This window comes from Alteromonas sp. ABH4_452, assembly GCF_056311825.1.
Genome location: NZ_CM149973.1, coordinates 17,410 through 44,350, shown reverse-complemented (window position 1 = coordinate 44,350; position 26,941 = coordinate 17,410). Strand labels below are relative to the sequence as shown.

Annotated in this window: 20 protein-coding genes; 16 read left to right on the top strand and 4 right to left on the bottom strand. The window is 43.9% G+C overall.

Annotation, left to right across the window (positions count from 1 at the left end):
- Positions 1-399 precede the first annotated feature (399 nt).
- From ACYX4N_RS00180 to ACYX4N_RS00115, 14 genes are all read left to right on the top strand, one after another.
- Positions 400-2,877: a methyl-accepting chemotaxis protein gene (locus ACYX4N_RS00180; protein WP_476056400.1), complete on the top strand. Its 2,478-nt coding sequence runs from the start codon at positions 400-402 to the stop codon at positions 2,875-2,877.
- Between the two features lie 3 nt (positions 2,878-2,880).
- On the top strand, positions 2,881-3,711 hold the full coding sequence (locus ACYX4N_RS00175) for a CheR family methyltransferase (protein WP_476055213.1): 831 nt from the start codon (positions 2,881-2,883) through the stop codon (positions 3,709-3,711).
- 14 nt (positions 3,712-3,725) lie between these two features.
- On the top strand, positions 3,726-4,355 hold the full coding sequence (gene cheD / locus ACYX4N_RS00170; protein ID WP_476055212.1) for a chemoreceptor glutamine deamidase CheD: 630 nt from the start codon (positions 3,726-3,728) through the stop codon (positions 4,353-4,355).
- A complete protein-coding gene (locus tag ACYX4N_RS00165; RefSeq protein WP_476055211.1) occupies positions 4,330-5,376 on the top strand; it encodes a protein-glutamate methylesterase/protein-glutamine glutaminase in 1,047 nt (348 codons plus the stop codon). The genes cheD (ACYX4N_RS00170) and ACYX4N_RS00165 overlap by 26 nt, the downstream gene beginning before the upstream one ends.
- Before the next feature lie 225 nt (positions 5,377-5,601).
- A complete protein-coding gene (locus tag ACYX4N_RS00160) occupies positions 5,602-6,813 on the top strand; it encodes a methyl-accepting chemotaxis protein (protein ID WP_476055210.1) in 1,212 nt (403 codons plus the stop codon).
- Between the two features lie 64 nt (positions 6,814-6,877).
- The gene (locus tag ACYX4N_RS00155) at positions 6,878-7,243 is read left to right on the top strand and encodes a response regulator (RefSeq protein ID WP_039217225.1); all 366 of its coding nucleotides are present in this window, start codon (positions 6,878-6,880) and stop codon (positions 7,241-7,243) included.
- 38 nt (positions 7,244-7,281) lie between these two features.
- Positions 7,282-9,216 carry a chemotaxis protein CheA gene (locus ACYX4N_RS00150; protein ID WP_476055209.1) on the top strand — a complete coding sequence of 645 codons (1,935 nt, stop codon included), beginning with the start codon at positions 7,282-7,284 and terminating at the stop codon, positions 9,214-9,216.
- Complete coding sequence (locus ACYX4N_RS00145; protein WP_179982088.1) at positions 9,213-9,716, top strand: chemotaxis protein CheW; 504 nt, start codon at positions 9,213-9,215, stop codon at positions 9,714-9,716. Before ACYX4N_RS00150 ends, ACYX4N_RS00145 begins: the two co-directional genes overlap by 4 nt.
- 4 nt (positions 9,717-9,720) lie before the next feature.
- Positions 9,721-12,027: a methyl-accepting chemotaxis protein gene (locus tag ACYX4N_RS00140; RefSeq protein ID WP_476055208.1), complete on the top strand. Its 2,307-nt coding sequence runs from the start codon at positions 9,721-9,723 to the stop codon at positions 12,025-12,027.
- 101 nt (positions 12,028-12,128) lie between these two features.
- Positions 12,129-15,044 carry a methyl-accepting chemotaxis protein gene (locus ACYX4N_RS00135; protein WP_476055207.1) on the top strand — a complete coding sequence of 972 codons (2,916 nt, stop codon included), beginning with the start codon at positions 12,129-12,131 and terminating at the stop codon, positions 15,042-15,044.
- Entirely contained in the window at positions 15,044-15,874 is an 831-nt protein-coding gene (locus ACYX4N_RS00130) for a CheR family methyltransferase (protein ID WP_476055206.1), read from the top strand. Before ACYX4N_RS00135 ends, ACYX4N_RS00130 begins: the two co-directional genes overlap by 1 nt.
- Positions 15,875-15,882: 8 nt before the next feature.
- Positions 15,883-16,500, top strand: coding sequence for a chemoreceptor glutamine deamidase CheD (gene cheD, locus ACYX4N_RS00125; RefSeq protein ID WP_476055205.1), 618 nt, complete (start codon positions 15,883-15,885; stop codon positions 16,498-16,500).
- 2 nt (positions 16,501-16,502) lie between these two features.
- On the top strand, positions 16,503-17,549 hold the full coding sequence (locus tag ACYX4N_RS00120; protein ID WP_476055204.1) for a protein-glutamate methylesterase/protein-glutamine glutaminase: 1,047 nt from the start codon (positions 16,503-16,505) through the stop codon (positions 17,547-17,549).
- Between the two features lie 432 nt (positions 17,550-17,981).
- A complete protein-coding gene (locus ACYX4N_RS00115) occupies positions 17,982-18,242 on the top strand; it encodes a hypothetical protein (RefSeq protein ID WP_474802642.1) in 261 nt (86 codons plus the stop codon).
- A gap of 71 nt (positions 18,243-18,313) precedes the next feature.
- Here the strand turns inward: ACYX4N_RS00115 and ACYX4N_RS00110 are convergent, their stop codons facing one another.
- The 3 genes from ACYX4N_RS00110 to ACYX4N_RS00100 all read right to left on the bottom strand — a co-directional run bounded on the left by ACYX4N_RS00110 (position 18,314) and on the right by ACYX4N_RS00100 (position 22,025).
- Entirely contained in the window at positions 18,314-18,985 is a 672-nt protein-coding gene (locus ACYX4N_RS00110) for a haloacid dehalogenase type II (RefSeq protein ID WP_476055203.1), read from the bottom strand.
- 197 nt (positions 18,986-19,182) lie between these two features.
- Complete coding sequence (locus ACYX4N_RS00105) at positions 19,183-20,982, bottom strand: GGDEF domain-containing protein (RefSeq protein WP_476055202.1); 1,800 nt, start codon at positions 20,980-20,982, stop codon at positions 19,183-19,185.
- Positions 20,983-21,131: 149 nt separating this feature from the next.
- Positions 21,132-22,025 carry a DMT family transporter gene (locus tag ACYX4N_RS00100; protein WP_476055201.1) on the bottom strand — a complete coding sequence of 298 codons (894 nt, stop codon included), beginning with the start codon at positions 22,023-22,025 and terminating at the stop codon, positions 21,132-21,134.
- Between the two features lie 277 nt (positions 22,026-22,302).
- Between ACYX4N_RS00100 and ACYX4N_RS00095 the strand changes: the two genes are divergently transcribed.
- Positions 22,303-22,821: an HAD family hydrolase gene (locus ACYX4N_RS00095; RefSeq protein ID WP_476055200.1), complete on the top strand. Its 519-nt coding sequence runs from the start codon at positions 22,303-22,305 to the stop codon at positions 22,819-22,821.
- Here the strand turns inward: ACYX4N_RS00095 and ACYX4N_RS00090 are convergent.
- On the bottom strand, positions 22,818-22,976 hold the full coding sequence (locus ACYX4N_RS00090; protein WP_269918800.1) for a hypothetical protein: 159 nt from the start codon (positions 22,974-22,976) through the stop codon (positions 22,818-22,820). The genes ACYX4N_RS00095 and ACYX4N_RS00090 overlap by 4 nt on opposite strands.
- A gap of 68 nt (positions 22,977-23,044) precedes the next feature.
- Here ACYX4N_RS00090 and ACYX4N_RS00085 point away from each other — a divergent pair, with 68 nt between their 5' ends.
- On the top strand, positions 23,045-26,929 hold the full coding sequence (locus ACYX4N_RS00085; protein WP_476055199.1) for an ATP-binding protein: 3,885 nt from the start codon (positions 23,045-23,047) through the stop codon (positions 26,927-26,929).
- The last annotated feature ends 12 nt before the right edge of the window (positions 26,930-26,941 follow it).

Here is a 26,941-nt window from a genome sequence, read left to right as displayed (position 1 = left end):
GGCGAAGAATTAAAAATAGCGAAACACGACGCGCTATTAAAGTCGAATATTTTAAAGGCTAGTGCCTCAAACTTGTTGGTCATCGACAAGTCTGGGGTTATTCACTACTGCACACCGGCATTCTTGCATATGGCCAAAGCCTACCCCAAAGACTTTTCTGTCGGTGGTGGCGAGTCCACACTATCGGGAAAGCACATTGACGATATTACTGTTGGGACTAGCTCTTCAGAAAATCCGTCTTATTTACTCACCCATGCTTCAGGTGACAAGAAGCAGCTTGTTTCACTTGCTGAACATAGCTTTTGCGTAAGTGCATCTGCGATAACGGCTGACGATAGCGGGACTGAGCTTTTTGTCACAGAATGGCAGGACAACACAGAAAATAAACGCAACAAAGGCATGGTCGATGCCATTATGCGAAGCCAAGCTGTGATCTCCTTTACTACAGATGGGGAAATATTATCGGCTAACGACAATTTTCTATCCGCCATGGGTTATAGCGAGACTGAAGTCGTAGGAAAGCACCATCGTATTTTTGTAGACAGTGACTACGCACAAAGCGATGAGTACAAAGCGTTTTGGACAAAGCTAAAAAGCGGAGACGTACACAGTGGTGAGTTTTGCAGAATCAATAAGCAAGGCGACGAGGTATGGATCCAAGCGACCTATAACCCGGTGTTTGACGACAACGGCGAGGTGGATTACATCATTAAATTTGCTTCTGACATTACTGCACAAAAACAGAAAAATGCAGATTTTGAAGGGCAAATTACAGCCATTAACAAATCTCAGGCCGTAATCGAATTCGACCTAGAGGGAAATATTCTAAACGCCAACGAAAACTTCCTTGCCGCAATGGGCTATAGCCTGTCTGAAATTAAAGGGCAGCATCACAGCATGTTTGTCGACCCAAGCTACAAGCTAAGTGCAGAATACGCTGCTTTTTGGCAGAGTTTAAAAGCAGGAGAGCACAGCGAGGGGGAATATAAACGCATTGCCAAAGGCGGCAAAGAGATATGGATCCGCGCGTCTTACAACCCCATTTTTGACAGTACAGGCAAGCCATTTAAAGTAGTTAAATTTGCCACCGACGTAACCCAAGATAAGCTAAGAAACGCATATTTCGAAGGGCAAATTAACGCTATTAGTAAATCTCAGGCGGTCATCGAGTTTGATGTAGATGGCAATATCATTACCGCTAATGACAACTTCCTCAACACTATGGGCTACCGCCTAGACGAAATTAAAGGTAAGCATCATCAGTTATTTGTAGATGAAGAAAACAGACAAACAGAGTCATATCAGCGCTTTTGGAGTGAACTCAAATCCGGCAAGTTTTTCTCTGGCGAATTTAAGCGAGTAAGCAAGTCAGGGAGTAGCGTATGGATTCAAGCTTCTTATAACCCAATAGAAGACATGAACGGTAACCCGTTTAGGGTAGTAAAGTACGCAACTAATATTACCGAAGATAAACTGAAAAACGCCTATTTTGAAGGTCAGTTGAACGCCATAAGTAAGTCTCAGGCTGTCATTGAATTTGACCTTGAAGGCGTAATCTTAAACGCGAACAGTAACTTTTTAGCAGCGATGGGTTATACCCTTGATGAAGTAAAAGGTAAGCACCACAGTATTTTTGTGGATCCTGCTTTTAAAAATAGCCCCGAATACGCAGCTTTCTGGGAGCAATTGCGTCAAGGGGTTTATGCCAGCGGCGAGTATAAGCGTTTCGACAAATCAGGAAAGCCAGTTTATATCCAAGCCTCTTATAACCCCATCTTAGACCAAAACGGCAAGCCGTTTAGAGTAGTGAAATACGCGACAGATGTTACGGGTAGAACCTTAGCAGTAGAAAGTATCAAATCTATTATGGCGAGCTTAACAGAAGGCGATTTATTGAAAACAATAGATGAGCCACTAGATGGTGATTTCAAAGTACTCGGTGAATCCATCAATCACTTTATTGGCGAACTACGCGACACCATAGTGAAAATTCACACTGCTGTTGAAACCATCGATACTGCCTCAAACGAGATAGCCACGGGTAACGCCGACCTGTCTAGTCGTACCGAGCAGCAGGCTTCTAGCTTAGAAGAAACTGCCTCAGCCATGGAAGAACTAACGGGAACGGTGAAGCTAAATGCAGAGAATGCTGACCAGGCAAAAGGGTTGGCAAGTCAGGCGTCGGATGTGGCGTCTGAGGGCGGCAAAGTTATTGAACAAGTGGTGCATACCATGGGTGAAATTAATGACTCTGCTCAGCGTATTTCCGACATTATCGGCGTAATTGATGGCATTGCCTTCCAAACAAACATACTTGCACTAAACGCAGCCGTTGAAGCGGCAAGAGCGGGCGAACAAGGACGCGGATTTGCTGTTGTTGCCTCTGAAGTAAGGACGCTTGCCCAGCGCTCTGCAGAGGCGGCAAAAGATATTAAGGCGCTAATTTCAGCATCGGTGGAAAAAATTGGCGATGGCAATGTATTGGTGAATAAGTCTGGTGAGACCATGGCCAATATCGTCACTGCTATAAAGCGTGTTAACGATATTATGTCGGAAATTGCTGCGGCATCATCGGAGCAAGCCACAGGCATTCAAGAAGTGAGCAATGCTGTGGTTCAAATGGACGAAATGACCCAGCAAAATGCTGCCTTAGTTGAGCAGGCCGCGGCAGCCGCTGACAGTATGCGGCAGCAGTCGGGTGAACTCGCGCAGCGAGTATCGGTTTTCAAAGTAGGAAATAATCGAAAGCCCGAACAGAGCTCAGAGGTACGATCGTTAAATGGCAGTGGGCTACCTAGAGAACGCGAAGTGCCAAAACAGCGAATTAAAGCGCTGAATCCAGCCGCACCTGATGCGTCGGATTGGGAGGCATTTTAGTGTATGTCGGCCATACAAAGCACGGACGCGCAAAGGGAGTTTTCATATAGCCGAAGAGATTTCGAGCGGGTAAAAGGTCTGCTTTTTAAACAAGCAGGCATTAACCTAGCCGACTCTAAAGACGCGATGGTTTATAGCCGCCTTGCGAGGCGGCTGCGTGCGCTCGAAATAAATAGCTTCAAAGAATACTTAGCTTATGTTGGAAGCAATGATGATGAAATGGAGCACTTTATCAATGCGCTTACCACCAATCTCACCGCGTTTTTCAGAGAGCCTCATCACTTTGAAGCGCTAGCAAATTTCCTTCGAAAGCGACCGCAAACTAAACGTATTTGGTGCGCTGCGAGCAGCACGGGTGAAGAGCCTTACAGTATTGCGATGACGGTGGCGTCTGTGTTTGGCACCTTTACGCCCAACATACAAATACTTGCCACAGACATTGATAGTAAAGTGTTGCAGAAGGCTCGCCAAGGCGTTTATGCCCAAAACAGTATTAGTCAGCTTTCTTACGATTATAAAACCCAATTCTTCTACAAAGGTAAAGGTTCGCAAACCGGAAGAGTAAGGGTGGTAGATGAACTGCGAAAAATGGTGCAATTTGAACCGCTCAATTTAATGTCGCCAAGCTGGTGTGTAGATGCGCCGATAGACGTAATTTTTTGTCGCAACGTCATGATTTATTTTGACCGACCTACGCAGCGCAAAATTTTAGCGCGTATGGTGAAGTTAATGTGTAGTGACGGCATGTACGTAGCAGGGCACTCTGAAAATTTCACTATGTACCCTGAACTTGTGGCGCCCATGGGGAAAACCGTTTATCGACCCGTTGTTTAAAGGGAACTTGCAGTATGAGTCAGGATGAAAACCCCATACGTTATTTTGATAACCGCCTTCAAAAAGAAGCGGTAAAACTCCTGCCGGGGCAATACTATGCTACTGCCGCAGACAAAGCTTTGGTAACTATACTTGGCTCGTGTGTTGCGGCGTGCATTTTCGATCAAGAAAAGAAAATTGGCGGTATGAATCACTTCATGTTGCCCGACCTCAACTTCACCACCAATCTCGAAGCCTGCTTGGCCACAAAATATGGCGTGCACGCTATGAATATGCTGATAGACCAACTCGTGCATTTAGGCGCGCGTCGTAACAAGCTGGTGGCGAAAGCATTTGGTGGCGGAAAAGTGTTACCAGGGTTTGTGCAACAAGACATTGGGCGGGTAAATGCAGAGTTCGTTTTAGAGTATCTAGATAATGCCAACATCCCGCTCGTTAGCAGCGATTTAATGTCTACTTATGCTCGAAAAATTTATTATTTTCCGGCAGACGGAAAAGTTTATATGAAGCGAATTCGCGAATTTAACAATGCAACGCTTTACGAGCGAGAATCTACGCATCGCGTATTACTCTCAGAACAAGCGAAAACCGGCGTTATTTCATTTTCGGAACAGTCACATGCCTATAAAAGTCCTCGTAGTTGATGACTCTGCGTTAATACGCCAAATCCTGTCAGAAATTATCACGCGCGACCCTAACTTATCGCTGGTGGGGGCGGCGCCAGACGCCTATGTTGCAAAGCGAATGGTACAAGAGTTCAGGCCTGATGTTATTACTTTAGACATTGAAATGCCGAAGGTAGATGGGCTTCGCTTTTTAGAAGTGATGATGAAGGCGATGCCAACCCCAGTGGTAATGATTTCCACGCTCACTGAACGAGGAGCCGATGCAACATTGCGCGCCCTAGAGTTGGGAGCGGTTGATTTCATGGCTAAGCCAAAGTTAGGTGTGGCGCAAGGTATGGCCGAATATGCCGCAGTTATCGTAGAAAAGATAAAAGCAGCTGCCCACTCCAAGTTAGGCCATCCCACCGAAACTCGCTGTACTAAGCACGCTTCCATGCGCTACACCGGCACTGAAAAGCTTATTGGAATAGGTGCATCAACTGGGGGAACCGAAGCGATCAAAGATGTCATCATGCATTTTCCTCGCAATGCTCCAGCAACTATTATTTCCCAACATATGCCACCGGGTTTTACCACCACCTATGCCAAGCGTCTTGATAACCTTTGTGAAATAACGGTACGAGAAGCGCAGGGGGGAGAGCGCTTATTGCCAGGCTTTGCCTATTTAGCCCCAGGCAATAAACACTTAAAGGTAGAGCGAAGTGGCGCTGACTATCGCTTAACTCTTGATGATGGCCCTAAGGTGTCGGGGCACAAGCCTTCTGTTGATGTGATGTTTGATTCACTTGCTGAGCATGCAGGTGCAAACGCAGTGGGTGTATTGCTTACTGGTATGGGACGTGATGGGGCAAAAGGTTTAAAGAACATGCACACTAGAGGCTCTGTCACTTTCTGCCAAGATGAAAAAACCTGTGTTGTATACGGCATGCCTAAAACCGCTGTAGAAATGAAAGCTGCAAGCTTCATAAAACCCTTAGAAGAAATATCAGACGCTATACTTGATACACTCGAAGCATTAGGAGCGGGCAGTCGGCTTTAAGCTTTTTTATCCCTTCTGGCGCTTTCACAAATCCTCCAAGTACTTTCCTTTTTGCAGACTATATGCGTTATCGGGGAACCTTTATCAATGAATGTCGCAATTGTCGCTAAAGTAACAAGTTAACAAAAATAATCAAAAGTATAATTGTCACTGGTGGAAATTAGACCATAATTTGTTTGTGTTTTGCACAGCCGTTAACTCGGAAGTAACAATTGAGGTGAAATTGTGGTCGCCATCACAGCAAATTATTTGGATAACTTCTTCTCTAGCAAGAGCAATGTTTTCGTTGTGGCGTTTTTGATGATGTTAGGGAGTTGGACTTTATCCTTTACGTCAGTAGTGCATTTGGGCCTTGCTCTTAGCTCCGCTTGTGTGATTTTTCTGCTGTTCGTACTACTAAGAGTAACTAGCGTAAGTCAGGCAGCAGCGACGCCTAACGCTAATCATTCAAAACAGCACAACTCTCATTCTCATGAGGCTTCGCTAGCGTCTGATTCCATCAATATTGCAGTATGCGAAGCTAGCGACATATTATCAGTTACTTCATCAAATATTGGCGACATCTTTTCAACGCAAAGTGATGCGGTGGCTACGTTAAGCGAATCTTTTATTTCTCTTCAATCCCTGCTTAGTCAGCAAGAAATTAGCATAAACAATTTGCTAAAAGACGATGATGACAGTGAGTGCGCTTACGCCGACAAAATGCGCTCGTTTGCCTCTGACACAGACACTACGTTAACGCAATTTATCGAATCAACAACAGAGATGACCGATTCTACAAGAGCGTTAGAAACCCAAGTGCAAACCATACAGCAAGCAATGCCCACCGTAATTGAAGCGTTAAGCGGCATCGATGATATTTCCTCACAAACTAATCTACTAGCGCTGAACGCAGCCATTGAAGCAGCGCGGGCCGGTGAGGCAGGTCGCGGCTTCGCAGTTGTCGCAGATGAGGTGCGTGCGCTTTCTACTCGCTCCACGCAATTTAGCGATGTAATAAAAAACCAGATAGAAAACATTAGATCCCTCATCGATAAACTAACGGAAACTGCTGAAGTTGTTGCGTCTCAAGATATTTCTCATGTTGTTAACGCAAAAGATGCGATTAGCGCACAGCTTAAAGGCATCATTAAAAAAGCAGAAGCAGACATACAAGGTGCAAGCGAACTTGAAGCCATCAGACAACAGCTTGCTGATTCCACAGCAGCTGCCATTCGCGGTCTTCAGTTTGGCGATATAAATGGCCAAAACCTGACGTATACCCGCGAAATTATCGACTTCATTGTTGAGCAACTTTCAGAGCTCAACCCAGAAAGTGCAGCTCGTGTGCGTGAAAACCTAGAAAACTATCAACACTCGCTTACTGAAAAAGGGCAGGCAGACCACAATCCGGTCTCTGCGACTTCTATGGATGCGGGTGATGTGGAGCTTTTTTAGCGGTAACAAAACCTATTCAAAGCAAGATAAGAGCAATTTCGACAATTCAAAAGGTGATTGAATTATGAGTAAAAGTATATTGATTGTTGACGACTCTGTGTCTATTCGCCAGATGGTTGAAATGACCCTTAAGTCAGCGAACTACAACGTAACCACCGCGCAAGATGGGCAAGATGCGTTAGACAAATGCCAAGGGGCTCGCTTCGACTTTGTACTGACCGATCAAAACATGCCTCGCATGGATGGATTGACACTTATTAAGTCGTTGAGAGGGTTAGCCAACTTCCGTTCAACGCCAATTGTAATGCTTACCACAGAGGCGGGCGATGATATGAAGGCTAAAGGTAAGGCGGCGGGAGCTACGGGGTGGATGGTGAAGCCCTTTGATCCAAATAAACTGCTAGATGTGATGAAGCGAGTGTTGGGCTAATCGAACGTCGGTTTTAATAGGGCAAGTGGGAGTCAACCATGACCATTGATGTAAACCAGTTTCACGGTGTGTTTTTTGATGAGAGTGATGAGCACCTCCAAGACATGGAGCAGTTGCTCATGACCTTAGATGTGGATGATCCCGATCCCGAAGAATTAAACAGTATTTTTAGAGCGGCGCACTCCATAAAAGGCGGAAGCGGAATTTTCGGCTTCGACGCATTAATGAACCTTACTCACGTAATGGAGAATCTGCTCGATAAAGCGCGCAACCAAGAAATTCAGGTGACAGCTGAAATTGTTGATGTTTTCCTGCAAACCCTCGATGTACTTAAAGACACCATGTCAGCTTATAAAGAGCAGACAGATCTTCCTCAAGCACAGATTGACGCAAGCATAAAAGTACTTGAAGAGACGCTTGCTAGCGCTTCAGGTGAAGTCGCACATGCGCCTCATGATCAAACCGTAGATATTGAAGATGCTTCGGACAACGAGATTGAAGGTTTTGGCTTTTTCGATGATGAAGATACTGAGACGCAAGGCGCCACATCTGAAACATCGCAAAATAAAAAAGAAGCAGAGGAAATTGAAGGGTTTGGATTCTTTGAAGATGATGAAGTAACAGTGGAGAAACAGGCTGAAGCGTCGCCTGAGGCAAGTAAAAACGACGAAGGCTTTGGCTTCTTCGAGCCAGAAAACCTCCCTGTAAAGCCGGAGGTTACCCAATCAGCTGCCCCCAAACAACCTATCGTTAAGCCTGTAAAAACCAAGCCCAAAGCAGTGGCAAAAGAAGCGGCTTCAATTCGGGTAGACACAACCAAAATTGACGCCATGGTTAATTTGGTTGGTGAACTCGTCATCACCCAATCCATGCTTTCTAACGTAGGCCAGGAAGTTGAAGGGCAGGTGGGCGAACGCTTACAGCTTGCTATCGATGAGCTGCAGCGCAATACCCGTGAAATACAAGAATCGGTGATGTCTATGCGTATGTTACCCGTGAACATGACATTTAATCGCTTTCCTCGGGTTGTACGTGACCTTTCAACAAAGCTAGGCAAAAAAGTCGATTTGGTCATTCAAGGTGGGAACACTGAAATTGATAAAAGCCTTATCGAAAAACTGGTCGATCCGCTCACTCACCTCGTCAGAAACAGTATTGATCACGGTATCGAAAGCCCTGAAAAGCGCTTACAAGCGGGTAAGTCTGAAAACGGAACCGTTATTTTAAGTGCAGAGCAAAAAGGCAGCAGCATCATTATTGGCATTATTGACGATGGGGCAGGCTTAAACAAAGCGCGGATTTTAGAGAAAGCCACGCAAAACGGGCTAGCCGTTACGCCTGATATGCCAGACAGTGAAATTTGGCAGCTTATATTCCAAGCAGGTTTTTCTACCGCCGCTGAAGTGACCGATGTATCGGGGCGTGGCGTTGGTATGGACGTAGTGCGCCGAAATATCGAATCTATTGGCGGACGCATTGAAATCGAATCATCGCAAGGCGAGGGCTCAGCCTTTTATATCCATTTACCCCTTACGCTCGCCATTGTCGACGGCATGTGCGTGTCTGTTGGCGACCAAATTTTTGTTATTCCACTGCTTAACGTTATCGAGTCTTTTCAGCCTACAGCTTCCCAAGTAAAAACACTCGGTAATGACAAGGTACTGTGGATAAGAGACCAGTACTGGCCACTGGTATCGCTTACCCAACTAATGCAGGTAGATGACGGCATTATCGAACCGACCAAAGGCATAGTGGTATTGCTAGAAAGCAGCAAGAAACGCTATGGCGTGCTGGTGGACTCTTTAGTGGGTCAGCAGCAAGTCGTTATCAAGAGCTTAGAGCAACATTACAAAAAAGTCGCAGGGATCGCCGGCGCTACCATCATGGGGGATGGCAAGGTCGCCATGATTTTGGATGCCGATTCGGTAGCAGCAAATTGTACCACTATTCCAAATGAAGAGGTTTCACTATGAGCGAAGCAGCATTACAGCAAGCCGTTAGTGCGTCGAAAGAGAATGAGTTTTTAAGTTTTGTCTTGGGCGAAGAACACTATGCCCTTGATATTACAACGGTGAAAGAGATTCGCGGCTATGAGCAGGTCACCAAAATTGCCAACGCGCCAAGTTTTATCAAGGGTGTGATAAACCTTCGGGGCGACATTGTACCCATTGTTGATTTGCGAATTAAGTTCAATGTCGGCGAAGCCACCTACAACGACTTTACTATCGTGATCATGCTAAACGTTCACGAGCGTATTGTTGGCATTGTCGTCGACGGGGTGTCTGACGTGATACGCCTTTCGGAAGAAGACATGCTTCCTCCGCCAGAGTTCGGGGTAGCTTTCGATAGTAAATATCTTCATGGGCTGGCGGATGTGGACGAACACATGGTTATTTTAGTGAACATTGAGAGCTTAATTACAAGTAACGAATTGGGCTTAGTTGAAACAAAAACACAAACGGTTGAGGGCTGAGACAATGGGAATCATGACGTGGTTAGAAGACTTCACGAAGGCAACGGACGTAAATCAAGCATTGAGAAACAAACAGGCGCTTGATGCCACAACGTGTTGCATCATGATGGCCGATGCAGATAGAAATATTATTTATGCCAATCAGTCGGTAAAAACACTGCTTAAAGAAAATGAAAAGAAACTACAGGCTGTCCTTCCCAGTTTTTCTGCTGACAACTTAGAAGGTCAGAATATCGATCAGTTTCACCGCAATCCATCACATCAGCGTAATATTCTTGCAGAACTCAAGTCGACAATGACTTCTACAATAAGCATAGGCGACTTAAACTTCAAACTTACGCTCACCCCTTTCTTCGACCAAGATAATAAAAATATAGGCACTATGGTTGAATGGGTTGATCAATCTGAGTTGCTTATAAAAAGTACCATGCTTGATGCGCTTAACAATGCGCAGGCGGTTATCGAATTTAACGCAGATGGCGTTGTTCAAAACGCGAACGATAATTTTCTTAATACCCTCGGCTATAGCCTCAACGAGATCGTAGGCAACCATCATAAGATGTTTTGTGACTCTCAGTATATTCGTACTGAAGAGTACGCGCAGTTCTGGCGCGATCTCAAAGCAGGCAAGCTACAAAATGGTGAGTTTTGCCGCTTTGATAAAATGGGAAAAGAGGTTTGGATCCAAGCCACGTATAACCCGGTCTTTGACGGTGACGGTAAGGTGATTCGGGTCGTTAAATTCGCTACCGACATCACGGCTACTAAATTGCGAAACGCGTACTTCGAAGGGCAAATTGAAGCAATAAACAAAGCGCAGGCGGTTATTGAATTTGACCTTGAGGGAAAAATTCTTAACGCCAACGAAAACTTTACCAACACGGTTGGCTACAGCTTAGATGAAATTGTTGGCAAACATCACAGCATGTTTGTTGAAGATGAATACAAGCGCAGTGTTGAATATAGCCAGTTTTGGGAGCAGTTACGCCAAGGCGTGCTGTTCACCGATGAGTTTAAGCGCGTTGGTAAAGGCGGTAAAGAGGTGTGGATCCAGGCATCTTATAACCCCATTTTGGATCAAAATGGTAGGCCGCATCGCGTAGTAAAATACGCCATTGATATCACAGGTAGAAAGCAAGCAATAAGTGATATCAAAATGGCCATGAATGAACTGGTTCAGGGAAATTTAGATTGCCGCATTGAGCATGAGTTCGATGGCGAGTTTCAAGAGCTAGGCACATCAATAAACCGCTTCATTGACGATATGCGCCGTATTATCGGGACAATTAGTGACGTTATGACCCGCTTATCGGGTGGCGACTTGACGGCAGAGCTTGATGAGCAGTTCCAGGGCGAGTTTCAAGTATTGGGTGATGCCATAAACCAGTTTGTCGGTGAAATGTCTGGCACTATCGGTTCCATTTACCAAGCAGTAGAAACCATCAATACTGCATCGTCTGAAATAGCCACAGGAAACTCTGATCTTTCAAGTCGCACTGAACAGCAGGCATCTAGCCTTGAGGAAACCGCTTCGAGTATGGAAGAGCTGACCGGTACGGTAAAACTCAATGCCGAAAATGCTGAGCAGGCAAATGGCTTGGCGTCACAAAGCTGCGACATTGCAACAAGAGGCGGTGAGCTCATCCGCCAGGTGGTTGACACCATGTCTTCAATCAACGAGTCAGCTCAAGAGATTTCAGACATCATCGGTGTTATCGACGGCATTGCATTTCAAACCAATATACTTGCATTAAATGCTGCTGTTGAGGCGGCACGAGCAGGTGAGCAAGGTCGAGGCTTTGCAGTAGTGGCATCAGAAGTAAGAAGCTTAGCCCAGCGTTCTGCTGAAGCGGCAAAAGAGATAAAAGAGCTTATATCAGACTCGGTAAGCAAAATTGACGGGGGCAATAAACTTGTCAATCAGTCTGGCGATACTATGGAAGAAGTAGTCACGTCTATCAAACGGGTTAACGATATCATGTCAGAAATTGCTGCAGCGAGCTCTGAACAAGCTTCAGGCATTGAAGAAGTCAGTAAAGCGGTAGTGCAAATGGACGAAATGACGCAGCAAAATGCGGCACTGGTAGAAGAAGCCGCGGCAGCTGCCGAAAGTTTACAACAACAATCCGGTAATCTATCTGAGCGTGTGTCGGCGTTTAATATAGGTGATAAAGCTGCTGTTGCAGAAGCGAGCCCACAAAAAGCGCCTCAGGTAGTGTCAGAGAAAAAAGTGGCTTCCGTAGCCACGCTAAGAACGAATAAAAAGTTAGCTCCTAAAGTACCGAACAATGATGAGTGGGAGTCTTTTTAGTTAACTAAAGGCGAATTCTTTAAAAGGGAATTCGCCTTTTTATTGTTTGCAGTTTTACTCAGCGCTTCAGACACGTAGCGCTACAAAAAATAGGTGATGCTATGGGTGTTTTTAATATATTTCACAATGAAGAGTTGATGGCTGCTCAAAGCCTTTCTCGTTTTCAAGAACAGGCGTTGAGTGAGAGTTCGGCGTGTTTAATGTTGGTGGATGCGTCGGGAACGATAACCTTTGCCAACAAAGCATTTAAACAACTTACAGCAGAGTTTCGCGCACAATTCTCGCGCTCTCTTCCCAACATTGACTTTGAAAACTTAACAGGCTCCTCGGTTGCAGGCTTCTTCGCAAATAGTAGTGAACTAAATCAGCGGTACGACACCTGTAACAGTAGCGACACCTTTTTACTACCTATAGGCGACCTGTTATTTACATTGAATCTCACCACGATTAAAAGTGTCGAAGGTGAGAAGCTTGGAACTATGGTGGAGTGGATAAACGACCAAGAACTGCAGCATAAAACCGGCCTATTGGAAGGCCTCGACCGTTGCCAAGCCATAATCTCTTTTACCCCAGATGGCATTGTTGAAGATGCTAACGATAACTTTCTCAAAGTAACAGGTTATTCGAAAGAAGATATTGTCGGTAAGCATCACCGTTTGTTTGTATTGCCTGACTATGGTGTATCTGAAGAATATAACCGATTTTGGGAAAACCTGAGAAACGGAAAACGCAGCAGTGGTGAGTATTGTCGCGTAGCGAAAAACGGTGACAATTTTTGGATCCAGGCTTCGTATAATCCTATCTACGATAAGTTGGGCAATATTGTTCGCGTTGTTAAATTCGCTACCGATGTGACGGCACAAAAACGCAAAAATGCCGACTACGAAGGCCAGATTAACGCTATCGACAAGTCCCTTGCTGTTATTGAGTTCGACCTTGAAGGCGTTATCCAATACGCCAACGAAAACTTCTGCGCTACAACAGGCTATGACTTAAGTGAAATCCAAGGTCAACATCACAGTATATTTGTTGAGCCTAACTATAAAATGAGCCCTGAATATTCAGCATTTTGGCGCGACTTGAAAAAAGGTGAGTTTAAGTCAGGAGAGTTTAAGCGGGTAAAAAAAGACGGTAGCGAGCTTTGGATACAGGCGTCTTACAACCCAATTTTTGATGAGTTCGGTCAGCCTCAGAAGGTGGTGAAATACGCTTCCGATGTTACTGAACAAAAGCTGCAAAATGCATTTAACACCGGGCAGATAGACGCGATAAGTAAATCTCAAGCAGTTATTGAGTTTGACTCTAATGGTAATATCGTGACCGCAAACGATAATTTCTTAGCCACGGTCGGGTACGCTCTAGACGAGATTCAGGGCAAACATCACCGCATATTTGTCACCAAACAAGAGCGTGAATCTGAAGAGTATCGCACTTTTTGGAAGAAGTTGGCTGAAGGCCAGTTTTATTCAGGTGAGTTTCACCGTGTTGCCAAAGATGGTTCTGATGTATGGATTCAGGCAACCTACAACCCCATTTTAGATATGAGTGGTAATGTAGTAAAAGTGGTGAAATACGCGAGCAACATTACCGAACAAAAAGTAAGAAACGCCTATTTTGAAGGGCAGTTAGCGGCCATAGGAAAGTCTCAAGCGGTTATTGAATTTAACATGGACGGCATTATCCAAGATGCCAATGAAAACTTTCTAAATACGGTGGGCTATACCCTAGAAGAAATTAAAGGCAAGCACCACAGTATGTTTGTCGACCCAGCATACCGAGCGAGCCCAGAGTATGCAGCATTTTGGGATGCATTGCGCAGTGGCAACTACTCTTCTGGTGAGTACCGCAGAGTTGGCAAAAACGGTAAAGAGATCGTTATACAAGCTACCTATAACCCCATTTTAGATCATAACGGTAAACCCTTCCGTGTTGTGAAATTCGCTACCGACATTACAGGCCGAACTCAGGCTGTAGATGAAATTAAGCACGTAATGACCAAGCTTACAGAGGGCGATCTAACCGTTAATATCGACCACGCATTAGACGGCGACTTTGCTGTCTTAGGCGAAGCAATAAATCAATTTATCAATGAAATGCGCGGCACCATCACCAATATTAATGAAGCGGTTGAAACCATCAATGTTGCTTCAGGTGAAATTGCGACTGGAAATGCCGACTTGTCGAGCCGCACAGAGCAACAAGCGTCAAGCCTTGAAGAAACAGCGTCGAGCATGGAAGAGTTAACTGGCACCGTGAAGCTAAACGCCGAAAACGCCGAGCAGGCAAACTCTCTTGCTGCGCAGGCGAGCAAAATAGCGTCTCAAGGAGGGGAGGTCATCGGCGAAGTCGTGGATACCATGACGCAGATAAATGACTCTGCACAAGAAATCTCAGACATCATAGGTGTCATTGACGGCATTGCGTTTCAAACTAACATACTGGCGTTGAACGCCGCAGTAGAGGCTGCACGAGCCGGAGAGCAGGGTCGTGGGTTTGCGGTTGTTGCTTCTGAAGTGCGTAATTTAGCGCAGCGTTCTGCGGAAGCCGCGAAAGACATTAAAGAACTCATCTCTGATTCGGTCAGCAAAATTGCCAGTGGTAACGAGTTAGTAGTCAAGTCAGGCGATACCATGGCAGAAGTTGTGACCTCTATTAAACGAGTTAATGACATTATGTCTGAAATCGCAGCGGCGTCTGCAGAGCAAGCTGCGGGGATAGAGGAAGTCAGTAAAGCCGTAATTCAAATGGATGAAATGACGCAGCAAAACGCCGCGTTGGTGGAAGAGGCCGCAGCCGCTGCAGACAGCCTTAAACAGCAATCTTTCCAGTTGAACGAACGGGTTTCTGTTTTCGAAGTAGGCAAAGGATTTACTAATGAACAACGGCCTGTAGCGGCACTAACGCATGGTAACTTCCAACAGCCGCAACGTTTAGCTGCACAAAGAATGGAGCATGCACCCCAGGCTAAAGTGCTAACACCGGCTATGCCAAACGAAGCAGAGTGGGAGTCATTCTAATGACGGCGGCTGTTTCCACAAAAGATAGCTCTAGGGAGTTCGCCTTTGAAAAGGCGGACTTCAAGAACGTGCAGCAAATGTTGTTTAAAAAGGCAGGAATAAACCTATCTGATGCCAAGGAGGCAATGGTCTACAGCAGGCTAGCGCGTCGGATAAGGGCAAGAAACTTGCGCAGTTTTAATGAATATCTTGCTTTAGTGAACACATCGGAATCGGAGCTAGAGCAGTTTATCAATGCACTAACCACAAATCTAACGTCTTTCTTTCGCGAGCCGCATCATTTTACTGCGCTGGCTGATTACCTTAGCCAGCACAATGTTACTAACATTTGGTGCGCTGCCAGCTCAACCGGCGAAGAGCCCTACTCAATCGCGATGGTAGTCGCTGAAGCGTACGGAAGTTTTAAAACGCCGGTAAAAATTATTGCTTCAGACATAGACAGCAAAGTTTTGGCTAAGGCCAGAGCTGGTGTTTACCCCTTAGCCTCTATTGCGAAAATACCGCAACATCGACAAAAGCAGTTTTTTCACAAAGGTAAAGGTGCTAACGAGGGAAAGGTAAAAGTGGTGGATGAGCTTCGCAATATGGTGCAGTTTAAAAAACTAAACCTCACCGATGCGAAGTGGGATGTTAAAGGGCCGCTAGACATTATATTTTGTCGTAATGTAATGATTTATTTCGACAAACCAACGCAGCTAAAAGTATTACAAAAAATGGTGGGTATGTTAAAGCCAACGGGGCTATACATGGCTGGACATTCTGAAAATTTCAATATGTATACTAATCTTGTTAGACCGGTGGGAAAAACTATTTATCGCCCAGTCGGTTAGGAGAGATTGTGGCGTCACCCAATTTTGAACTGCCAATAACTTATTACGACAAGCGTTTTTCTAAAGAAGCGGTAAAGCTTTTACCCGGTCAGTATTTTGTTACCACTAAAGACAAAATGCTGGTCACGGTGCTTGGCTCTTGCGTTGCAGCTTGCTTGTTCGACCCCTATACGGGGTTTGGTGGTATGAACCATTTTATGTTGCCTACCGTGAATAAATCGGCAGGTGAATTTGAGCAAGTTCAAGGAATGGCAGCAAAATACGGCGTTCACGCTATGGAAATTTTAATTAATGAACTCGTTAAAGTAGGCGCACAAAAGAACCGGCTTAAAGCAAAAGTCTTCGGCGGCGGTAAGGTCGTTCCTTCTTTTGTTCAAAACGACGTGGGTAAGTTTAATGCCGAATTTGTAACTCAGTTTTTAGAAACCGAAGGCATACCTATTTTAGCCAGTGACTTGTGCGATGTTTATGCGCGAAAAGTCTATTTCTTTCCAAGTAGTGGCCACGTGATGATGAAGCGCATACACGAGTTAAACAACGCAACAATCATCGAGCGAGAAAGTCAGCACCGCTGGGAATTATCAAAACAAACGCCAAGTGGCAGTGTAGATTTATTTGAGGACTAGTCATGACAATAAAAGTGTTAGTGGTAGATGATTCAGCGCTTATCCGCCAAATACTCAGTGAAATCATAAAGAGTGAGCCAGACATGACGCTGGTAGGTGCAGCGCCAGATGCGTTTGTGGCGAAAAAGCTGGTGCTAGAAAAGGCTCCCGATGTCATAACATTGGATATCGAAATGCCAAAAGTAGATGGTTTGCGCTTTCTTGAAGTGCTTATGAATGCCAGACCAACCCCTGTGGTGATGATATCAACGCTAACAGAGAAAGGGGCTGACGCCACATTACGGTCGCTGGAATTAGGTGCGATTGATTTTGTTGCTAAACCTAAAATCGGTGTAGCTCAAGGTATGGCGGAATACCACGAGTTAATCGTTGACAAAATTCGAACGGCCGCACGTTCAAAAGTAAAAAAATCCTCGCCAGCTAAAGTATCTTCGGTCAATAAGGTAAGCTATTCAGGTACAGAAAAGCTCATTGCCATAGGTGCCTCGACTGGCGGCACAGAAGCCATAAAAGAAGTGCTGCGAACTTTCCCAGCAAATGCCCCTGCAACGGTGATAACCCAGCACATGCCGGCAGGCTTCACTTCTACCTATGCAAGGCGGCTAGACTCTGTATGTCAAATGCAGGTTAAAGAAGCGAAGGGCGGCGAGCGTTTGCTTCCTGGTCAGGCATATCTAGCACCTGGCGACAAGCACATGGAAATTGAAAGAAGCGGAGCCGACTATCGTATAAGGCTTACCGATGGTGCGCGGGTATCGGGTCATAAGCCCTCTGTGGATGTACTGTTTAATTCGCTATGCAAAAGTGCGGGTAGCAACACGATAGGTGTATTGTTAACGGGAATGGGTAGTGATGGTGCTATCGGTCTTAAAGAATTATTTAACGCCGGTTGCGAGACATTCTGTCAGGATGAAGCAAGCTGCATTGTATTTGGCATGCCTAAAGTCGCTATTGAAAAGGGGGCTGCTAAGCAAGTATTAAGCTTAGATGATATGGGCAAAGCGGTAATGCAAACTGTAGAAAAGCTTTCGGCAGGTAGTCGCTTATAAGAATAGTGAGTAAATACTTACAGAATGCAAATTTTGTCCTAAAAACTGTAAAGCGATTGTTATAACTTTTCTTGTTACAGAAAAGTTTAGGTGTTTTAATAGCATAGCTTAATAAGTAGGTAATGTTGCTTCAGAATGCTGTTGCTGAAGCCGATACTATGGATAGGCTTACTTGGAAGTGCGTAAAAATATAAAAATCGATACGTAAGTGGAATGGTAAGGTAAGGCGTTGTTGTCATAATAATATAAAAGACAACGGTTTATGTGTGATAGCGGCGGCAAAGTAGGCAAAGTTTTATTACTACGTATATTTTGCTGTACCTAATAACAAAAAAAGGCCTGCTATATTCCTTACAAATTTGAGAGCAAGTATATGCTCATTCTTACGGTAAAACACTAACCCGAGATAATAACGAGTAGTTGGGGACTCTTATGAAACAGCAAACGCTAATTGCGCTATCAGCCTTAATGTTTTCTTCTTCAGTTTTAGCTAACGGCGGCTTTGAACCGAATAAGAAAGCATGTGTAAACGTCGGAAAAGAAATTACTCGCGTAAGCACTGAAATGGACGTAGCAAAGTCTGGTATTCAAAAATCATGGCTTAAGCGCCAATTAAGTGCATTAGAAACTAAGCGCAACTCATGTAGCACAAAAGGCTTTAAAGCCAATCGTCCAGAGTTAGCAAAGCTTTAATCGCGAAGTGTGTTTAGAAACAAAAAAGTCTTACCTTGGTAAGACTTTTTTTGTTTGTACAGTAAATAAAGTTAGTCAGTCACTATACGTATTAAATCATTCAGCGAACTAATACTGTGATCAGGTGCAAGCCCTAACGGGTACATCATCTTGCCCGGGCGCTCTACAAATGTAGTTTGCATACCTGTCGCCTTTGCGCCGCTTACATCCCAGCCATGGGCCGCTACCATCATGGCGTCTTCGTTCGTCACATTAGCCTGTTGGCAGGCCCAGTGATAAACCGCTGCATGAGGCTTGTAAGTTCGTACGCTTTCCACACTCAATACATGAGAAAAATACGGCTTAATATTGGCATATTCCAGCTGCGCATCCAGCCCTGCTTTTGATGAATTTGAAAGTGCTACTAAGGAGAACCCCGCACTTTGAAGTGCCTTCAACGTCGGGATAACGTCACTATGAGCGGGTAGCTTGGTTATATGCTGTTTAATGGTGTCTTTCGCGGTAGTTTCATCAAGGGTTATTCCTTTGTTGTGGGCTACCATGGTAAGCACTGCCGCCCCAATATCAATAAAGTCATGAAACTGACCCGATGTTATATCAACCAAACTATGGTGGAGCAGGTTAGCAAACCATAAGTCGACCAGTGTCTCATCGCCGTTTAATACAGATGCTAAGCCTGTTTTAATAGCCTGCATGTCTAAGAGTGTTTCATTGATATCGAAGAAAATAACTCTTGTTGTCACACTTCACCTTCCTATTAATAATGACATTAAACGTTGCGTGTTATCCCAACTCGCTTGATGCTTATACCACTGTAAGACAGAATTGGTTTTGCTAAAGCGCTATACGACCAATGTCGATGGATTGGCGTTGAAGGAGAGCATGAGGGTATTGGGAGCGCGCGACATTGCAAATACTGTTCGCGCGTTTTTTATTTAAGCTAATTGGTATCGGTTCGACTTTCCATATCAATCGACATGGCGATGTCATCGAGTATATCGTTAAGCCCAGTAATTTTTTCGGTAGCAATAAATACGCTCATTTGAGACTCAACCGTAATATAGTCATCTGTGGTGTCGCTCTCAAAGGTGCTTTCTAGCGCGCTTTGTACGCGATCAAAGAACTGGCGCGCGCTTCGTTCTTCAATATTGTGAAGGCATAAAATGAATTGGTCGGTTCCAAAACGGCCTAGAATATCGTTGCCTCGAATAACGTTCTGAAAAGTTTGTGCAATTTGCCGCAATACAAAATCGCCTTTTGTAGAGCCCATTTTACGCGTTATCTCTCGTAGGTTACTGATGTCGAATATTGCAATAGCAATGGCTCGACCCTTTTTAGGCGCATCTAGTTTATTAATGCGCGCGATGGCTGAATCGGCGTTAAGTAAATGTGTTACTGGGTCGATGGCTTTGCGTGCAAAATGCTTTTTACGTAAAACGTACCCGGCAATAAGAACGAGCGCTAAGAACACAACGATAGCGGTATACAAAGTATTCCTTCTTTGTTCTTCGGCCTTTTCAATAGCTGATTCAAGATCATAAATACGCGTATACAAGTTGGCGGCACCAACAATCATCGCGGTATCTTGGGTAACTTCCCTGCGCTTAATGACCTCTTTTGAATAGATACTATGGGCTTCTTTTGCGCGCTCTATATCGCCTAAAGCCAAAAATATTGAAACGTTGAAGCTCAAGTAGTCTAGGTTGGTTTCGAAAATCCTTGGAATAGCACTTTTATCTAACGCACCTATGTCAGCTAAGTATTGCTTTATACAGGTTAGGTTATTGTTGTGTAAGCATAGTTCTGCTTTGTGCCAATCAACCAGCATTTGACCAAAAGAGCTAGAGATATTGGCTGATGCTTCTTCTAAATCGGACAGAGTATAGGCTAGGTTATTGTAATCTCGCGTTTTTCTATAATAGATAGACAGTGCATATTGATACAAAAAATTACTGAGTGGCGTGTTAATTTCACTATTCAGTGCACCTAGCTCCAAAATACTTTGGTAGGCTTTGTCGGTTTGTCCGCTGCTTAGCAGTGATACAATGGCACTAATAATTATACTTACCTTATTACTGCCCTTGTAAACAAGCAGACCCATTTCATGGGCTTTCAAATACTGTTCTGCGGCCAAAGCGTGTTGTTCTAAATCACCATAGAGAAGGCCGATAGCATTGTGAATATGCGCCAACTCGCCTGGACTACCGTTATCGGAATAGCGTTTAAGTACGCCAAACATTTTACCCAACCTAACCTCGGGCGACGTAGACTCTGAACAATAGTTAATAAGCCCTAGCGAAGAGCTGGTAAAAATATCGCTATGGCGTTCTGGAGAAGATAAATCTTGGGCCTGTTGGTAGTATTTACAGCGCGCTGGGTTTTCTCTGGCGTCATAAGAAAAGCCGATTTGATAAATAGCCGATGCAAACGCATACGAGCTCTCATCTATATTGCTTTGCATTATGGCTTTAAGCAGCATCTTTTCTGCTTCTTCATACTTGCCGCGACAAATTAAAAACTGCCCTTTGGCTACGGTCAAAGCAAAACGTTGTTGGGGTGTGAGGCTTTCTAAAGTGAGCGTTTGTTCTAGCTCTGGCAGTAACGATTGACTTGGGCAATCGTAAGAGGGCGAGCGAACTTTTTCGATAACGGCATCGACATCAGTATTTGCCAGAGTCGCAGAAGAAGCGAACAACACGCTGAAAAAAGATAAGACTGTTAAATATAACCTTCGAGCCATAAGAGATAGCATTTACGTTTTTTCTTTATAATATCGATTTGAGCCAATAACTACTATATAAAGCCCGTAAATCTTGATGCTTTTTTGTATCCTAATGCGTATTTTGTGTCTGAATTTAGCAGCTATTGTAAGTGGCAAGCACATTACCCCTAATGCACAGGCGACCCAAAACTTACCAAAATTGCCACACCAACTAAGGCAACGGCAGACCATGCAATGGTAGCTTTTGTCGCTTTTTCACCAAGCACCCAGGCTACCCCTAACGACATTAACGCACTGGTGGCAATTAACGTTTGAACAACGGCGGCTTTGGCATAGGCAAATGCAAACATTTGTAAGTAGATAGCGGCAGTAGTGCCAAGCAATGTTGCTACTACAAAAGCCGGCCATATGCTTCTGCCGTGGCTACTTTGATAGTCGATAACAGGCATATAGCGGGTTTTGGTTAAGGCTATAAACGGCACTACAAATACCATACCGCCCACTAAGCGTAAAAACGCCGCACTCGCAGCATCAATTTCACCGGCGCTTAATATATCGCGGCTGACTACCGCGCCTACAGCCTGACACAGTGCTGCGCCTACGCCATATAAATAACCGCTGGTAGCAAATACATGAGTAGAACTGCGTTTACGTGCCTTTATAACCATATCTACCGAAAATAGCACTACAGCAACGCCAACCCACTGCTGCCATGTAATCCATTCGCCAATGAAGGCCATAGCGAAAAGCGCGGTAAATAAAGGCGCAAGGGTTTCGGCTACCAGTACCGCTTGGCTATCGCCAATGCTTTGTAGGGCTTTAAAGAAACAGGTGTCGCCAATGCCTATGCCAATAAGTCCACTAAGTAATAGCCACAACACTGCACTGGTAGTAAGCCCGGTTGGCTGAACGAAAAGTAGCACAACGGCCAAAATGGTAATTGAAATTAAGCCTTTCCAAAAGTTCATAGTTAGCGGCGAAAATGCGTTACCCGTACCACGGAATAAGCGCGCAGCAATAGCCCAACAAAGCGCTGTACCTAGCGCAGCAAAAACACCCATAAACTACCTGTTAACAATATGAATAAATGAGAAAGGGCAACGTTTAGTCTGCCAAAAAGAGCGGCTATGCTAATGCATGGTGTAGTTGGCGTAAACTTAAATCATCCAGTTGGTTTTTAGTCAAAACATCATAGCCTTAAGTAAACGTAACAGAAGGTGAAAGACTTTCGTGGCATTATGTTGGTATCAGAAAATATGAGCAAAAACGCGCTGAGCTGTTTTAGGTGAGCGTTAATCGAGTCTTTACAATTTTACTGAATTGAAAGGGCAAAAAAACGTGAGTATTGAGCAGATGAGCTTAACCGGCATTAAAGGTGTAATATTCGATTTAGACGGCACCTTGGTAGAGTCTAGCCTTAACTTTACGCGAATGCGCGCCGACATAGGCTGCCCACAAGACGAGGATATTCTTACCTTTGTCGATGCCCTTAGCTGCGCGGAAACCAAAGCCAATGCACACCGCACTATTTTGCAGCACGAACTAGAGGATGCGCAGAATGCAAAATGGCTAGCCATAGGCAAAGCCATGGTAGAAAAGGTCCAGGAACACAAACTTCCCATGGCAATTGTTACCCGCAACTGCCGCCAAGCTACCGCTATTAAAGTAGCCAACAACAGTATACCTATCGACTACGTGCTTACCCGCGAAGATGCCCCAGCTAAACCCGATCCAACCGCCTTATTAATGGTGGCGAATACATGGCAGCTTCAACCTGAAGACTGCCTGTATGTAGGCGACTTTATTTATGACCAGCAAGCCGCCGAAAATGCTGGGATGAAGTGGTTGTTGGTTTAGATGTCGACTTTATGACCAGAAGGAAGAGTTGGCAGTTCGGGCATTATTGCCATTAAGTCTTCCTCTAATAAGCAAAAGCGTCCAGTGCCAGCATATACTTTAGTATAGTCTTCCTCAGTAAGCTCTTGCATGTTCATATTTTGTTCGATACTCATAGTCTATTCCTTTCCATTTAGTTGATATTGCTTAAAAAGCATTAGAAAAGTAACAAGGCAAAAAGCATATGGATTTGCGATTAGAGACAAAAGTGGGACTTGTTGAAAAATTTGCCATCATTGGCGCAATTTTAATGCTTTTTTGTCTCACCTTTTCACAAAACGTTAGTGCTTTTGGCATTACATTAGATGGAAAAACTAAGTTTGCCGGTATTCCCGCAGGAATAATTAGAGATATTGAAGTTGTTGGCGACGCAGTCTATATCGCTTCTGAAAATGGTCTATTTAGGTACTTAGGCGGTCGTTCAGAAAAGTTGGAATATAACATCGACTCTAATGAGCGGGGGACTATTTCGGACTTATTCTTTGATAAAGAAAATACGCTCTGGATCGTCGAGTTTGGAGTGGGTGTTTTTAAGTACAGGACAGACACAGGTGCTGCAGAAAAGTTTCGTTCTGAAGACAAGTGGCCACGATATGCCTGGAAGATAGGTGTTCTTGAACAATACACAGTAGTTTCACTAATTACTGGTATTCTCGTTGTTGACAAAAAGACCGGAGAGCTACAGGAATGGGCATCAAACGTTGCGCCTGGGCATGTTAACAATGTACTTTCTTTAGCAGTGTCGGTAGATGGGACGGTCTACCTAGGGGCTGAAAGCGGTTTAGTTAAAATTGACCCCGAAAGAGAAACAAGCGAAGTAATATCAGTTGATACTTTTCTAACAGACCTCTCGTCTGTGGAGGCAGTCTCAATATACGGCGAGATACTTTATGTTGGAGGAAGTGAGGGGATCTACGCTTACGACACCTCAAATAACAACAAGTCATTTTTCCCTTTAGAAAGTCCTGATTATCCTATTGGGCCTGTTTCAGACATATTTGTTTCAAGTTCACGCAGAATATACGTCACTGCAGGTGGCCTGTATGAATTAAATAATGGAAAAATTAATAAACCTGATTTTATGGCGCCGCTCATAACTTCAGACGGCATAAGAAGTATCGTTAAAATAGCTGAACTACCCTCAGGCGAATTACTACTAGCTTCGTCTCAGCTTGGGCTTATTTCTATTACACAGTCACACGAAGCTATAAATCTACTACATAAAGGTGAACAGGTACTTCGGCAAAACATCAAGTCGTTTGGTTTTAGTGATGAGTTTGGGTATGGAGTTAGTACTCAAAAGCAAGACTACCTAATAAATGTAGAAACAGGAGAGTTAAAACCCTTTAGTTTTTGGAAGGGGAACCGCTGTATCGATGAAAATTTATCAAAATATGCTGAACTGTCTAAAAGTAATATCCTTAACGGTGATTACTGCAGCTCTAAGTTTAGTCACGCCATCCAGCAATCAGGTTTTCTTCTCTATTTATATCATGATGAAGGGAATTCCGCCTTTTACAATATATTAGATAATGGTGTGGTAGTAGATAAAATTCCTGCACCCCGACAAATGCTTAGTTCATTCTTAACAACTTCAGGTGAAATAGTCGGTTTTGATAGTGATAGTAATTTCCATATACAAATGTCCAAGTTTAGTTGGAAGTCTATCTCTCCTGATGACGGGAGGTGGGTTGGGCTTACCTGTGTGATTGAAGTAGCTGAAGTATTCTTACTTTGCACTTCAGGGCAGGGTATCAAATCGATTAACAAAGGTTCAGGAGAGATAAGTACCTCCGATTTATTAGCTGAGACTGGTGCTAGGTTTATCAGAGGAGCCCTACATAGTGAAAGTAATCATCTGTGGTTTTTGACCAATATGGGGCTTTTTGTGGTCACTTCAGATAAGAAATTATTTTCCTTTAATGAAAGTGACGGCATATTCGATACAGACTTTGAATATCGTGGAATACACCAATTTGGAGAGCAGTTAATTATTCTTGGCGATAAGTATTCTTATTTGGTCAACGAAGAAAAAGCGATATCAGCCATGCAAGCCAAAGAAAGCTTGAAAAGTAAAGTTGTATTTACGAGAGCAGAATGGACTGATAGTAAGATGCAAACTCATAACATCTATTCGCAGCCAACAGCGTCTCAGAAGTCTATTAAGTTAGAAAGTGATTTTGATAAACTTTCTCTTGATGTTAGGACGAGCAGCTTTTCAAACCATGATAATGAAAAGTTAGAGTTTAGAATCTTAGGTATGGACGAAGAGTGGAAGTTACACCCGTTATCCCAAGCATTTCTCACCATGGCAGATTTAGCGCCTGGTCGGTATGAGTTTCAAGCAAAAGTAAGTGGTAACGAAAATCCGATCACCTCTCTTACCTTCGAGGTAGAACCACCAATATACTTTCAAAGGTATGCGTTAGGCGGGTATCTTCTTGTGGCTCTAAGTTTGTTGATTGCATATAAGTTGAAATATTTAGCAGCGGCTTGGAGTTATTTCAAAACCACCAATCTATACGCACATCTTACTCGCTATGAAATTACAGATGGGCATTCAAAGTTCGAAAAAATGCTGCGTAGTAAAGAGCGTTTTATAAACGATATCACCTCTGAACTTCGAACACCTATTCAAGTGATTAACGGTTCACTAGAAAAAATTTCTGACGCAGATAAGGGCACGCGCAAAGAGTTAGTCTGTGTTCAAGACAACATGAAAAGAGTTGAGCAGTTAATTAATCAAATGAGCCAAGATGTCCCTACAGCTTTCAAAGCAGAAGATTATTACAAGTCCTATTCACCCGAAAATATCCGTTTTATTGTGCTATCTCTAGAACCTTTAGCTAAGCAAAAGCGGCAAAATCTAGAAGTGCGGATAAAGGTTAAAAAAGATGTGTCTCTGATCAGTGAAAGCCTAGAGAAAATCGTGGCTAACTTAGTTAAGAACGCTATCAAATTTACACCTGAACTTGGCACGATAAAAGTTAGCGCAATACAGGATAGCAAGACGCTAAAGATCATTGTAAATGATGATGGTGAGGGAATAGAGGAGAACTTGCAAAGTAAAGTGTTTGAAAGGTTTGCTAGGGGCAATACAAAATTAGATGGAAATGGTGTGGGATTGGCTACGGTTAAAACTTTAGTAGAGTTAAACCAAGGAGAGATTGCCCTTCAAAGCCAAAAAGGTGTCGGAACAAAAGTAACCGTAACGCTACCGATTGATGATATTACTTTTGTGAATTCGCATGCTGAAGATCTTTTGCCAGCGGATGCAAAAACAAACAAAAAATCGCTGTTAATTGTCGATGACAGCAGAGAATTCCGTTCTTACCTTTTCGACCTGTTCTCAGACAAATATCGTTGTCTAGTCGCGCGAAATGGTGTCCAAGCCTTAGATGTAATGCAACATTATTTGGTGGACTTGGTAATAACGGATCAAATGATGCTCGAAATGGATGGGCTTGGTTTAACTAAGGCTATTCGCCAAAACCCTAGCTACGCAAACATTCCAATATTAATGCTCACTGCTGAAACAGGTGCTGAACTGGAGAAAGCAGCGCTAGAGGAAAAGGTAGATTACTTCTTAGCAAAGCCTGCCTCAAATGAAGAAATAATACTGCGTGTTGAACACTTATTGTCGGTCAGAGAAGCAAAAGAAAAAGAAGATGATGAAAGTGCACTTCCCGTTTTCAAATTCGGGTGCTTAATAATTCCAGAATTTGATAACGAGAAGGATATGGCTTTCTATCTAAACTTCATCGCCGTTCTTGAAAAGAACTATCAAGACGAAGCATTCAATAGAGACCAAGCTGCCTCACAATTATTGATAAGCCCAAGAAGCTTAAATCGAAGGATGTCTGAGTTGTTTGACTATAATTTCAGCGAGTTTCTGTCGCGCTTTAGAATCGAAAAGTCTATTCCACTGCTGCTAGAAGGAAATAGCATTTTGGATACATGTCTAGATGTGGGTTTTGGAACGGCTGCTTACTTTTCTACCTCTTTTAAAAAGGTCATGCATCTACCACCTAAAAAGTACATAGAACAATATAGTAAAACTGTCGCTTAGTTTTTTTAAGAC

Excerpts from the sequence above, each read along its gene's own strand:
- ACYX4N_RS00180 (WP_476056400.1), top strand. The coding sequence starts at position 400 with ATGGTCGATGCCATTATGCGAAGCCAAGCTGTGATCTCCTTTACTACA.
- ACYX4N_RS00175 (WP_476055213.1), top strand. The coding sequence starts at position 2,881 with ATGTCGGCCATACAAAGCACGGACGCGCAAAGGGAGTTTTCATATAGC.
- cheD (WP_476055212.1), top strand. The coding sequence starts at position 3,726 with ATGAGTCAGGATGAAAACCCCATACGTTATTTTGATAACCGCCTTCAA.
- ACYX4N_RS00165 (WP_476055211.1), top strand. The coding sequence starts at position 4,330 with ATGCCTATAAAAGTCCTCGTAGTTGATGACTCTGCGTTAATACGCCAA.
- ACYX4N_RS00155 (WP_039217225.1), top strand. The coding sequence starts at position 6,878 with ATGAGTAAAAGTATATTGATTGTTGACGACTCTGTGTCTATTCGCCAG.
- ACYX4N_RS00150 (WP_476055209.1), top strand. The coding sequence starts at position 7,282 with ATGACCATTGATGTAAACCAGTTTCACGGTGTGTTTTTTGATGAGAGT.
- ACYX4N_RS00145 (WP_179982088.1), top strand. The coding sequence starts at position 9,213 with ATGAGCGAAGCAGCATTACAGCAAGCCGTTAGTGCGTCGAAAGAGAAT.
- ACYX4N_RS00140 (WP_476055208.1), top strand. The coding sequence starts at position 9,721 with ATGGGAATCATGACGTGGTTAGAAGACTTCACGAAGGCAACGGACGTA.
- ACYX4N_RS00135 (WP_476055207.1), top strand. The coding sequence starts at position 12,129 with ATGGGTGTTTTTAATATATTTCACAATGAAGAGTTGATGGCTGCTCAA.
- ACYX4N_RS00130 (WP_476055206.1), top strand. The coding sequence starts at position 15,044 with ATGACGGCGGCTGTTTCCACAAAAGATAGCTCTAGGGAGTTCGCCTTT.
- ACYX4N_RS00120 (WP_476055204.1), top strand. The coding sequence starts at position 16,503 with ATGACAATAAAAGTGTTAGTGGTAGATGATTCAGCGCTTATCCGCCAA.
- ACYX4N_RS00115 (WP_474802642.1), top strand. The coding sequence starts at position 17,982 with ATGAAACAGCAAACGCTAATTGCGCTATCAGCCTTAATGTTTTCTTCT.
- ACYX4N_RS00105 (WP_476055202.1), bottom strand. The coding sequence starts at position 20,982 with ATGGCTCGAAGGTTATATTTAACAGTCTTATCTTTTTTCAGCGTGTTG.
- ACYX4N_RS00100 (WP_476055201.1), bottom strand. The coding sequence starts at position 22,025 with ATGGGTGTTTTTGCTGCGCTAGGTACAGCGCTTTGTTGGGCTATTGCT.
- ACYX4N_RS00090 (WP_269918800.1), bottom strand. The coding sequence starts at position 22,976 with ATGAGTATCGAACAAAATATGAACATGCAAGAGCTTACTGAGGAAGAC.
- ACYX4N_RS00085 (WP_476055199.1), top strand. The coding sequence starts at position 23,045 with ATGGATTTGCGATTAGAGACAAAAGTGGGACTTGTTGAAAAATTTGCC.